The following is an 11,908-nucleotide window of genomic DNA, read 5'->3' on the forward strand; positions in this document are numbered from 1 at the left end:
GTCCTCCCTCAAATGTTCTTATGAATGAATTCATCATATCCGGGAAGAGACTGTTCGAACGCAAACGGACCCTGAATGGAAAAAAACAACCCCTGAACGGCAGGTTCAGGGATTGTCGGTGTGGAACGGAAGTACGACCATGTTGTTAAACTTCCGATGCTGATGCTCAATACTCATATGTCCACCATATTTCTCGCACATTCGCGATATATTGGTTAGACCGATGCCATGGTACTCCGGATTAGGCTTTTCACTTTTCAAGTCAACTATCGGTTGCTCAACATGATTCATAATTTGGATGACGAGTGCAGATGACGTCGAGTGAATGGCAATGAGGACATATCGATCCTCCGCTTGTCTAACCTTCTTGGAGGCTTCAATCGCGTTATCGAGCATGTTACCCAGCACCACACACAGATCATAGCGATCGATCTGGATATGTTGCGAGTGGAGCTGGATTTTGGTGTCGATTTTGATTCCATTTGCCTGTCCCATAGCCAGGGTATTCGTAACAAGAGCATCAATGACCAGATTGCCGGAATTCACCCGCTGATACGCACCTTCAATGGTATTTAATGTAGACTTGATATGATCCCCTGCCGCCGTCAGTTCGTTACGTTGGATGCATTCATCAATATACAGAAATTGCTGATTGATATCATGGATGATGGATTTAATGTTTTTGAAACTGTGAACGGTCTTCTCATAGTTGGCATCCTGGTAGTCCATCTGACGCTGTAACTGGTTATTTTCATGCGTGAGCTGTACCTTTTCCACCATATTATCGAATACATAAACAATGAACACGTTGAGAAAAAGAGAGCCTAATACAGAAAAGACGTAAAATATGTTTTTTTCACTATAGATGGAGGCCACATTGATTTGATAGATCGTAATGATCGGCACGATGAGAAACAGCAAATAATAACGATAGTGCACGGCAAAACTTCTACGTTTGGCGACTAGACGGACAACTTGAATAACAATGAACATGATGCTACAACCCAGTAACATCACCTTGGAGAGAATCCAGTGGTTATCTCCGTTGAACTGTTCCCATGAAATGAAATCTGTCGATTCCACAACTCCGAGAATATATACCGCTATCGTATTCGCCATAGTAATCAAGACCCCATACAGGATGGTGAAAACAAGCTTGATTTTGAACTCCACTTCATAGGACTGTGCCAGACTGAAGATTAATAGCAGAGCAACTGCAGTGGAAACGAGATCGGAGAAGGAAGATGCCAAATAAAAATAACCCAGCATCAAAAATACGATGAAATAGAAAACTCTCTGTGGCTTCCGCTTGGACTTACCCAGCACAGAATCAAAATAAAAATTCGCCTGAAATGCCATAAGTAAGGTCACAAAGATGATGGAAAAGATCATATAGGCATCCATATCATTGAATCCTCATAATCATGTATTTGGTGTACGCATCCTTGACTTCTTTGACCTTGGATCTGCCTATGGGCAATTCCGTTCCATTCAACATAACAACTTGGGTACCGGAAAACTTCTGAACATGCATCAGGTTGATGATAATCGAGCGATGAATCTGCAAGAAACCATGGTCTTTCAAACCGGTAGCGTAGCTGGATAAAATGCCTTTGGTCTCATGTACATTTTCCTGTGTCACAAAATTCAACTTGTTCTTGATCGTTAAACTTTTGACGACCTCAATCCAGAGAATATCATCATATTTCAGCAGCAGTTCATCATAGTCTGATTTGATTAATACATACTTTTTGTCCAATGCCTGAAAATATTGACACAGCTTAATCATCTTTTCCTCGAAAACTTGCGGCTGAATTGGCTTGATCAGATATTGGAAGGTGATGACATCAAAGCTCTCCACCATGTATTCCGGGTAACTGGTCAAGAACATAATCTGTACATCCAGAAACTTCATGTCCCTGATCTCTTTAGCGGTCTGAATCCCGTTCATTCCGCCCATCTCCACATCCAAGATGAGAATATGAAATGTATCCCCAACCTCTCTGTAATGCGAGAGCAGCTGTTCACCAGATGTGAATAGGCTAATTTGAAAATCAAAATTGGTTTTTAGAGATAAGGAGACCAGCATCGTTTTCACATGTTCTCGTTGCTGCTCCTCATCATCACAGATTGCAATATTGAACATGGGGGAACATCCGCCTTTCATCGACATCGACTCTGAATTTCACTCTCGAATATACTATTTTAGCATAGGTTTCGGAGTCGAATTGGGATGAAATGCATTATTCCGACCCTAAAACGCAGATCAACAAAAAAAGTCGCCACATTGGCGACTCTTGAGCTTGAGACCTTCTCCAGTCATTTCTATGAAAAGTCCGGTCTGTTATTCTGTTTTTGTGGGGAAAGCATGGCGGTAATATCGTATTACCTTGCGATACATCGTCTTGTCCTTTAATTGATTGAATATAAATGGGTCAGGTTTGACATTTACCTCAATAATCCAGGGTTTCAGACTGTGGTCAAGGCCGATATCTACACCGATTTGCTTTAGATACGGGTACTTTTTTTTCATATGACGAGCTATGCGCAGGCTAAGCTCATTCATCTCCTGAACTAGTTCATTCCTGCGTTTTGTGGATGCATGCGATTGTAGCAGCTTGTGAATATCCATCGGTGTACCACCACTATGATAATTGGTTACGATTTTCTTAGGATGACCCAGTCGGCCAATGATTCCGGTAGCTTCCCAATGTTTGGTCGGGCTTAGCTGTATCATGACTCGGATGTCAAAACGTCTGTTATTGTGTTTAAGCAGATGGATTCCTCTCTGAATCAGATAACTTCTTTTATTCACCAAACGAGTCAGACTACTATAAAACGATTCAAAGCTGTCAAACGTCAGGCGTTTTTGCTCTATCTGATAGACAAAATGTTGATGACTTTCCATCTCGGCCTTAATAACACCCATCCCGAAAGTACCTCTCTCGGGTTTGACATAGACCATTCCATATTTGCTGATCATGGATTTCAGATTCGTTTTGTTATATTTCTGTGTGTCGGGGATAAACGGTTTAATTAATTCATTATTAATGATCAATTTTGTTTTTAACCACTTGCTTCTTAACGGCTGCAATTTATCAACTCCCATGTCGTAAACTCTCCCTTCAGCAACCGCATCATAGCCCGCTGTTTGATCAAGATCCTGCATGCATTATATGTAATACCGATAAAGGAGCCCTCAACAAAAGCCCCTATTCGTAAAAATGTATATTTGCACATGCCCTGACCAAAACACTTTTGCACACATACCATATAATGAGTCATCACGATTTGTGCAAGGAGATGAGTAAATGTCCGTCCTGCCTGAAATCCGGTTGAATAATGCGCCTAAGATTGATGTTCTGATACCAGCGATCGAGAAAGATTTGGCTACCCTTCCCCTCGTCATTGATAACATTCGCCGTTATGTAAACCATCCCATTGGAAGCATATATATTGTTTCTCCGGTAAGCACCAAAATCAGAAAACTTTGTACCCTCAAAAACTGCATTTTTGTTAATGAGCGATCCGTCCTGCCTATAACCAAAAACGACATACACTACCAGTCCTCCCGATGGAATCGGTCAGGCTGGTTATATCAACAGCTGCTCAAAATGAACGGAGATTCCATTGTGAAGGCAAAGTACTTTCTAGTCATGGATGCAGATACCGTACTGATTAAACCTCATTCATTTCTTGTAGAAGGCAAAACAGTATTTTACTGCCGTGACTGGAGCCAGCCGGAATATTTTAATACCTACCGCAAGTTGTTAGGCATGAAAGCCCCGCGTCCCCGCTCTTTTGTCACCCATTATATGCTGTTCGACAAATCGAAACTCGCTGCCTTAAAACAGAAAATTGAAGCGGTTCATAAGCTGCCATGGTACAAAGCGATCATCTCCAGTATCAATAAGAAAAAACAGTTTGGTTTCTCCGAGTATGAAACGTATGCCAATTTTATGTATACGAAGAACCCAGGCAGCATGGTCCTTAGAAGTTCCAAGAATAAAAGTCTGCATGTGAACGCTTCTTCGTTAAAAGAGCAACAAATCCGTAATCTGGCTCTTAAATATCGTTCTCTTTCCTTTCATAAACGGAAAATCTATAGTAAAGCTCCATGAGCTTAAGGAGGAAGCCCATGCATATCGTAATGCTGTGCGGCGGCTCTGGCAAAAGGCTCTGGCCGTTATCCAATGAGCTTCGCTCCAAGCTGTTCATAGATATACTTCCATCACCCGCTGGAGGTAGGGAATCCATGATCAGCAGAGTATGCCGCCAGCTTGACAGTTCATCCCTAACGGATTCAACGCTCATTATTTCACATCAGGATCAGGCTAATATTACGGCACGACATACTCAAGGCAAAATACCAGTCATTGGTGAACCTTATAAACGAGGCACTTTTACTGCGGCTGCCTTAGCGACGTTATATCTGCAATCCTTCCGAATGGCCAAAGATGACGATGTGATCTGTATCGCGCCAGCTGATGTGTTCGCAGGTGAAGATTTTTTCAGCAACTTCCAATTACTGCCGGACATATTGAAACATTCTCAAGCCGATATCGCTTTAATTGGGACAAGGCCTACACATGCTTCAGAACAGTATGGATACATCCTGCCGGGTGGGGAAGAACGTAATGCTTATGCGCCCATAACACAATTTATAGAAAAACCAGAAGCCACCATTGCTGAAACTCTGCTACAACGTGGGGCACTATGGAACTGTGGTGTGTACGCGTTCACCGTCGCGTTTATGATATCCCATATTAAAAAAATGGGGCTTCCGGTTCATTATGATCAATTGTTGTCCCTGTATGAAGCGTTGCCTGAACGAATTTTTGACAAGCATGTTGCAGAAAAGGCGCAGCGGGCCGTAGTCCTGCCTTATAAGGGAGTATGGCAGGATATCGGAAGCTGGGATACGCTGTGCGCACAGTTAGATACCCATGTAATCGGACACGGTGAAATCTCGGGTTCTTCCTCCGATTCCTATATTATTAACGAGCTTCCCTACCCCATCCAAGTCATTGGCGTGCCAGGTATTATCGCTGCCGCAAGTCCGGATGGCATTCTCATTGCCAACAAAAATAATTCAAATGAAATTAAAGCGCAATTGGGTAACTTGCCATTAAAACCGATGTATGGTGAAGCAACCTGGGGCAATTATCGTGTCATTGAAAGTACGTTAGAAGATGAGAATAGAACAGTAACCACATTAAACATAACGGTTCTACCGGGCAAACATATCGGGTTGAACTGGCATAGAACTGGGTGTAGAGCATGGACCATGCTTGCAGGCAGTGGGCAAGTGCTTGTTAACGGAAAGGTCATGCAAGTGAGTATGGGCAATCAGTTTGCGATTACCAAGGAGAGTCTCTTTTCTATTCTGGCTGAAACCAGGATGGTGATCCTTGAGGTCCGGATCGGAGTAACAGAGGATAAAGACAACATACTTTTTGAAGAAGAAGATTGGAATGTAATCCTAAAAAGTGCAGGTTCATTTAACGCTTAATGGGAAAATGAACCGATTCAATCTGCGTGTCTTATAGCCCCTTCCATTCGCGGAAGGGGCTCATTGGCATAATTAAGGGAAACCTGACACTTCTTCTCCCTATATCTTAGTTAAACAACTGGCGAAGTTCCTCTACTTCCAGACGTGCAACTGGCTGGTAAGCGGAACTCTGTACATAACGCTGGAAGCTGTATAACAACTGTTTGCCCTCCAATGTAGTCATTAGACTCTCCAGATTCAGCGCTCCCATCAGCACTCTGCCATTCCGCACCCGGCACTCCATCAACAGTCCGAGCTTATGGTTCCGTTCAAAATTATCAATGGTCTGCACGATCGGCGTAATTCCTGGGCCAAGTTCATCCAAAATCATCGAGGACGAGTTGGATACGATATTCCACCACGGATAGGTCGAGTAATCTTCCGTGACAAAATGTTCGAATGCTGGATGATCCCTCTGAATTAACAAGCCCATCGTGCCCACGGGAACCTCTCTTTTCATATTCTCTGATATGGAACGAAACATAGGATAAGACCAGAAATCGGTGCTATAGAAACCTTGAATCCCATGTTGAATCTGGTCGGGATTTGGGAAAAGCATGATATCCTCTCCCTGCTCTAGCAAGGCCAGCGCCTGGTCCGAGAGTTTGGTAAATAGATTTAATCCGGTCAATTCCACGTCCAGTTGGCTCGGGTAGGCCCAAAGGTCATAGGACTTGCGGATATCCGTACCTGGAATGGTAAGTAACAGTTCCATCTTGGTCATCTTGGAGACTATTGGGATATGAATACAGAGATTTGTGATACTCACATAGTGTTCTCCATGGAATGATGGAAGGTCTGTTTTTCCTTCTGCAAGGGTGGAATCCTCACCATGTAGCTCCCACTTCAGATGAAGTCCGTCCAATGCCTTTCTGCGGAAGTAACTTAGTTCAATGCGTGCTTCGAACAATTCACCCGCTTGATAATTATATTTGGGGAATCTCGCCAACAACACAGCGTCGGAACAAAACGTTCTCCACTCCTCAGGCGTAATCATGCCTTTGGAATCCATGAATGCGTCCAGTACGCCCACCAGCGCTGTTCCCTGACCACTGAAATCCTGAAGATCCAGCAGCTGGAACCCGGCTAGTTGCTGCGAACGAAAAGCAGCTTCCAGTTCTTCCTTGTAACATGCGACCGCGAGTTTACCAGAGGCTCTGAAGTATGCTTCCGTCAGATGTCCCAGTCCTTTGGCATTCAGACGCTCTCGAAACACTTCGAAATTCTTGGCTTTGAGAGAACCCGTATACTTGTTGATCTCCTCGAAATTAGGAAACGTGGCGTACTGTCCAATTTCATGCGAAATGATTGGTACGTGTGAGACAAGTTGGTCACTTCCAGCTTCGGCCTGCACTGTTTTGGAACCTGTCCCATACTGAATCTGAATCTCTTTGTCCCCAGTCTGACCAGAAGGGTCAGCATCGCTGCCTTGCTCAGGTACAATGTTTGAATCGTAATCTTTCAATGTATTTGGCAGGTCGGTCTGCACGTGACCGAGCGGAGCATCACACATTGCATATGAACCTCTGAACAGGCGCTCTTTGGAGAAACGAACCCCGCAGAAGAATTCACTTTCCTCCAGAATGTCCGGCACAAACTGAAAGTTATTGGAACCTTCGGTGTATAGATGACGAGGATCATATGCTTTGTATGCCTTCAGGATCGAATTCAGTCTATCCTTGCTTCCCCATAGTTCATTCCCCATGGACATCATGACAAACGAAGGATGATTACCAAAAGCTCGCAACATTGCAAATCCCTCGCTGATCAAGTAATCTTGCTCGGCTTGATTATGCCCATCCGAAGATTCATCCGTAATGGTTCCCCAGAACGGAAGCTCAGGCTCCATGTAGATGCCTAACAGATCCGCTGCTATAAAAGCAGCCTCTGGAGGACAGCAGGTATGGAAACGGTAGTGATTGATGCCGTAGGACTTGGAGATAGCGAGAATACGAACCCATTCGTTCACATCTGTTGGCGCGTATCCCGTGAGCGGAAAGATTAACCCGTCATGTTTGCCTCGAAGAAACGTTTTGCGACCATTAATCGTGAATTTGTCCCCAGCCGCCCGGAAATCCCGTAATCCCGCCCATACTTCGGTTGAATCCAGCACTTCCCCGTTCTGGTCTTGCAGATGAATGTGAAGTTGGTACAGATTAGGCTCATCATCACTCCATAACATGGCATCTTCGCCAATCTTATACGTCAACTGAATTTCCTGCGAATCCGGGGTGAAAATCTGTTCCTCCGTCGTAAACACCGGATCTGCACTGACAGCAACAGCCGATACGACGATTTGCACGCCTTGCTGATCACCCACAAGCGCTGCCTTAATATCGAAAGATCGAGTCGCCAGAACCGGATAAACTTGAACATTATCCAGATAAACACACTCAAAAAACTGAAGTTCCATCTTCCCGGTGATGCCGTTCCAATTCGTCTGCGTGTCTTCGGATGTAAGGTGCCCACCTTTGGTTGGATAATCGGTATTATCTACTCGAATGGTAATTGTATGAGTCCCGGCGGTTAACCCTGCCTCTATCTCGTAACGGTGAGGTGTGTTCAGACTGTTTTGCGTTCCCCATTCCACCCCATCGATCCAGATTGTAGTTACTCGAGTTCTTTCCAGATGTAAAAAGCAACGTTTGTCAGCCAAGTGTTCGGGAATTTCAATTTCTCGTGAAAACCAGGCATAACCCTCAAATAAATACTCATCCGTCAGTGCACCGATTAACACATGTTCGTTTTTCTTTCCCTTTGCCGCATGAGATGTGGTATTGGGCAATGTAATGACATCTGAAAAATTCAGACCACGTTCCACCTTATGTTCATCAAGTTGAAGTTTCCAGACACCTTCCAGAGTCAGTGCAGCTATCATCATATAATCCCCTTTTAAGTTCATCTAATGGATACAAGTAATCGCTTCCAAATAACAGAAACCGTTTTCGATAAATCATACCTGTATTATAAACTCGATTTACGCTCCTCGCATAGATCTTATACATAAAAAAAGTCGCCAATACTGGCGACTTCTTGAGGATACATATGCTGTATCCTCAACAATTTTAAAATATGGTGGGAACCATGCCACCGTCCATTCGGATGGGAGATCCTCTAAAGGCTGATGCATACGGACTGCATACAAAAGCTGCGAGTCTGCCTATTTCACTTGGTTTGATGAATCGCTGTAATTCAGACTGAGGCAGATTGCTTTTCATAAAGTCCTTCTCTTTTTCCTCAAAAGTCAACGTCTCATCAGGGTATATGCCCTCAATGATTTCTTGTACGTTTTCGGACAGTGTTGGACCTGGCAGGATCGTATTGATCGTAACCTCGGTTCCTGCTGTCAGTTTGGACAAACTTTTGGATAATGACAGCAACATTGACTTGGTCATGCAATATTGGGGCATCTGGCCTGAGGGCATAATAGCTTCTTCACTCGCGATAAATATAATACGTCCGTCATTGTTCTTCACCATTTTAGGTAAATAAAATTGAGACAAGCCATTGGCAGCCAATACATTGGTACGGAAATATTTCTCCCACACTTCATCGTTCACGTCTTCATAACTCATGATCTCATATATGCCCATGCTATTCACTAAAATATCAACCTCAGGGAACTTCTCAAATAAAGCTTGTCTTTGCTCCAGATCCACAAGATCAGCCGTGGCCTTTTGCGGAGAGGTCTCCGGAAAAGTGGACTTGATTTCACGAACGGTTTGTTCCACATCTTCATCATTGCGTCCATTAATAAGAACATGAACACCTTCTCGGGCGAGCTCTAAAGCAATTGCTTTACCGATTCCTTTTGTTGATCCTGTAACTAGTGCTGTTTTCTCTTTTAGTCCCATATCCATCCTGCATTTCTCCTTCTTGATTACAACTATCCGGCAGGTGCTTCTTGAACATTGCCAACACCTTCATGCACCGGATAGATATAATATTACGCAGTCTAAAGGGCCTAGTAACTAGCACTTTGCGCCAGAATTATTGCCTCACACGCCAATTTGAAGGTGTATCCCCTTCCCAGGTCTTGAAAGCACGATAGAATGAATTCTGATCTTCATATCCAACCAGAAATGCCACTTCTTTGATATCGAGCGAAGGATCTGCAAGGTACGCTCGGGCCTGCTCACGTCTAGCCTCTGTTAATAATTGCTTGAAGTTTGTGTTCTCCTCCGTCAGTCGCCGCTGCAAAGTACGATCACTCATGCGAAGCTCTTTGGCGACCGTCTGGATGTCAGGGCGCTTTCCTGTGAGGCTGCGTTTCATAATCCATTTGACCACTTCAGTAACGGAACGATTGCTCTCTTGTTCGTCCAGCGACCGATCCAGAGCCGGGGTCAGAATCTCCAGTAACTCCTCGTTATACGATAGAAATGGAAGTCTCAGATCTTTCCGTTCTAGCGTCAGCCGATTATAGTTGGAATTCGTATCGACTCGGCAGCCGAAGTAGGCCTCAAGGGTGGCTACGTCACCCATCGGTTGGGAGAACTCAACCCGTTTGGCAATCAAAGGCTGTCCTGTGCCCCTCCGTCCAAGTTCGATCAGAAATGCCAGCGTAATACCGACCAGTAATGGCGGACCTGGTTGCCCCTTATATAACCATTCGAGTTCAATGATACATTCCTCCCTTGCTTCGGTAATCTGCAAACTCTCGGGAGGACACATTTGCTTGTAACGCACCATGCGATTCAACGCATCACGATAATCACGAGCATGATACATTGCCAGTACAGGCGGAGGATACTTCGATATCTCATATCCGATTGCAAGTTTGATGATGCCCTCGGCGGTGTCCCCAATCAGATCAGAGTACGCCTGCCAGATTGCAAAGTATTGAGATTGGGTCACTACTGATTTATTTATTGTCTCAATAGATAGTTGTGCTGTGCGAGCGATGTCATCAACACCAATCCCTAATTGATGTAATCCAGCCCAAAATCCTGGGTGAACCTTAATTCGATCATTCGGTTGAGGTTGCATGTATACAGACTCCTTTAACTTGTTCCATTTTTATTCTGATTTCTAATTATAGAATGGATGCACCTATTTTTGAATCCTACCTCGGCAAGCCATTTCCAGGTAATACGAAAACACGACTAACCATGAATGGTCAGTCGTGTTCAAGTCAATCATTCAGTATATTATGAAAAAATGTACATTTTTTTGCCATTTTATAATGTCAGCTACTCGTTCAACGCAGTTTTGATCAGTGCATTCACCCGTGAGTTAAACAGCAGACCGATATGGGATACGAGGGAAACCGAAACGTTGTTCGCCCCATTCAACCGGGAAAGTACCGGGGACACAATCGTGTCACTGGTGGAATAGATCGAAGTCACCTTTATTCCACTCGGAGCTGTCGTTGTGGTCAATCGATTAGCCCCGCCAAGGGTAATCAACTTATCCACTTTGGAAGCGCCTCCACGGTTAAGTATGTAATAGAGACTATTAGCTCCACCCATACTATGAGCTATAATATTCACTTTCGTGTGACCCGTTTGGTTTAGAACATCATCTACGAATCGACTAATTGCTGCGGAGTTCAACAGCTGATTTCCTTGTTTGCTAGGAAGGTCAATTGCAAATAATTCGTCTCTTGTCCACCCTTGGCTACGCAAATAACTCTCAATTGCTGTAAAATTGCTATCTGAACCGGTCAATCCATGTACCAATACAATAGGTGTACGCGCCGTAGCTGCAGAAGCCTTTGTACTCGATCCTATTCCAGGTACCGATAAGGCAAGGATCATACTCATGATTACAGCAAGTATTAATTTGGTCTTTTTCACTTCATTCACTCTCCTGTAAAATGTTTTATATTCCATATATTACAATCTAACATATGGAATATAAATGAATCTTTAGTCTCATTTTTACAAGAATGTCTAAAGCATACTACAACTAACATGATTACAACTTTATCAAACTCTAGTTCTCTACTTCTTATCCTTCAACGATATCCGCACGTAGTTCCGTTGCAATCTCAATCATTTTGGGTACAATAGCTTCGTTAGAAATAGCTACATACAGATCCCCCATGTACAAACGAAAAGCAATCTGTGCACCCTCAAGGTCCCACATAAAAAAGTCCCCCTCGATGGTCATGGTGCTTTCAGCTCCTACAATGTTAAGAACCGGTGAATAGGTAAAATCGGGTTGGGATTCAAAGTAAAGTTTGCACTCTTCCAGCGAGATGGATTGTTCGGCATTACTATCTTGCATGGATCGGGTAATTCGAAAACGTTGATTCATTGATTTGCCTCCAAAACTTTATTAATATATACATGTTGCACAGCATTATATTTTCTCATTTCCGTCTTCCACTGTCAAAACCATACATGATCGATT

General features: G+C 43.7%; 10 protein-coding genes. 2 read left to right on the forward strand and 8 right to left on the reverse strand.

Annotated elements, in window-relative coordinates; genetic code table 11:
- Positions 1-105: 105 nt before the first annotated feature.
- The 3 genes from MKY87_RS30010 to MKY87_RS30020 form a co-directional block, all read right to left on the reverse strand.
- The gene (locus MKY87_RS30010) at positions 106-1,404 is read right to left on the reverse strand and encodes a sensor histidine kinase (RefSeq protein WP_340967689.1); all 1,299 of its coding nucleotides are present in this window, start codon (positions 1,402-1,404) and stop codon (positions 106-108) included.
- 1 nt (position 1,405) lies between these two features.
- The gene (locus MKY87_RS30015) at positions 1,406-2,146 is read right to left on the reverse strand and encodes a LytR/AlgR family response regulator transcription factor (RefSeq protein ID WP_340967690.1); all 741 of its coding nucleotides are present in this window, start codon (positions 2,144-2,146) and stop codon (positions 1,406-1,408) included.
- Positions 2,147-2,344: 198 nt separating this feature from the next.
- Positions 2,345-3,109, reverse strand: a complete 765-nt coding sequence (locus tag MKY87_RS30020; protein ID WP_340967692.1) for a YheC/YheD family protein — start codon at positions 3,107-3,109, stop codon at positions 2,345-2,347.
- A 202-nt stretch (positions 3,110-3,311) separates the two neighbouring features.
- On the opposite strand from MKY87_RS30020, the gene MKY87_RS30025 reads away from it, so the two are divergent.
- Complete coding sequence (locus MKY87_RS30025) at positions 3,312-4,121, forward strand: DUF6492 family protein (protein ID WP_340967694.1); 810 nt, start codon at positions 3,312-3,314, stop codon at positions 4,119-4,121.
- 17 nt (positions 4,122-4,138) lie between these two features.
- Positions 4,139-5,512: a sugar phosphate nucleotidyltransferase gene (locus MKY87_RS30030; protein ID WP_340967695.1), complete on the forward strand. Its 1,374-nt coding sequence runs from the start codon at positions 4,139-4,141 to the stop codon at positions 5,510-5,512.
- Between the two features lie 106 nt (positions 5,513-5,618).
- Here the strand turns inward: MKY87_RS30030 and MKY87_RS30035 are convergent, their stop codons facing one another.
- The 5 genes from MKY87_RS30035 to MKY87_RS30055 form a co-directional block, all read right to left on the reverse strand.
- A complete protein-coding gene (locus MKY87_RS30035; protein WP_340967696.1) occupies positions 5,619-8,453 on the reverse strand; it encodes a glycoside hydrolase family 2 TIM barrel-domain containing protein in 2,835 nt (944 codons plus the stop codon).
- A gap of 163 nt (positions 8,454-8,616) precedes the next feature.
- Positions 8,617-9,411, reverse strand: a complete 795-nt coding sequence (locus MKY87_RS30040) for an SDR family NAD(P)-dependent oxidoreductase (protein WP_340967697.1) — start codon at positions 9,409-9,411, stop codon at positions 8,617-8,619.
- A 130-nt stretch (positions 9,412-9,541) separates the two neighbouring features.
- Positions 9,542-10,540, reverse strand: a complete 999-nt coding sequence (locus MKY87_RS30045; RefSeq protein WP_340967699.1) for a helix-turn-helix transcriptional regulator — start codon at positions 10,538-10,540, stop codon at positions 9,542-9,544.
- Between the two features lie 203 nt (positions 10,541-10,743).
- On the reverse strand, positions 10,744-11,316 hold the full coding sequence (locus MKY87_RS30050) for an esterase/lipase family protein (protein WP_165980272.1): 573 nt from the start codon (positions 11,314-11,316) through the stop codon (positions 10,744-10,746).
- Positions 11,317-11,503: 187 nt separating this feature from the next.
- Positions 11,504-11,812, reverse strand: a complete 309-nt coding sequence (locus MKY87_RS30055; protein WP_211083220.1) for a hypothetical protein — start codon at positions 11,810-11,812, stop codon at positions 11,504-11,506.
- Positions 11,813-11,908 lie beyond the last annotated feature (96 nt).

It is taken from the genome of Paenibacillus sp. FSL R7-0198 (assembly GCF_038000415.1).
GTDB lineage: Bacteria > Bacillota > Bacilli > Paenibacillales > Paenibacillaceae > Paenibacillus.

Bases quoted from the DNA above. Each gene is read 5' to 3' on its own strand.
- MKY87_RS30010 (WP_340967689.1), bottom strand. From the start codon at position 1,404: ATGGATGCCTATATGATCTTTTCCATCATCTTTGTGACCTTACTTATG.
- MKY87_RS30015 (WP_340967690.1), bottom strand. From the start codon at position 2,146: ATGTTCAATATTGCAATCTGTGATGATGAGGAGCAGCAACGAGAACAT.
- MKY87_RS30020 (WP_340967692.1), bottom strand. From the start codon at position 3,109: ATGGGAGTTGATAAATTGCAGCCGTTAAGAAGCAAGTGGTTAAAAACA.
- MKY87_RS30025 (WP_340967694.1), top strand. From the start codon at position 3,312: ATGTCCGTCCTGCCTGAAATCCGGTTGAATAATGCGCCTAAGATTGAT.
- MKY87_RS30030 (WP_340967695.1), top strand. From the start codon at position 4,139: ATGCATATCGTAATGCTGTGCGGCGGCTCTGGCAAAAGGCTCTGGCCG.
- MKY87_RS30035 (WP_340967696.1), bottom strand. From the start codon at position 8,453: ATGAACTTAAAAGGGGATTATATGATGATAGCTGCACTGACTCTGGAA.
- MKY87_RS30040 (WP_340967697.1), bottom strand. From the start codon at position 9,411: ATGGATATGGGACTAAAAGAGAAAACAGCACTAGTTACAGGATCAACA.
- MKY87_RS30045 (WP_340967699.1), bottom strand. From the start codon at position 10,540: ATGCAACCTCAACCGAATGATCGAATTAAGGTTCACCCAGGATTTTGG.
- MKY87_RS30050 (WP_165980272.1), bottom strand. From the start codon at position 11,316: ATGAGTATGATCCTTGCCTTATCGGTACCTGGAATAGGATCGAGTACA.
- MKY87_RS30055 (WP_211083220.1), bottom strand. From the start codon at position 11,812: ATGAATCAACGTTTTCGAATTACCCGATCCATGCAAGATAGTAATGCC.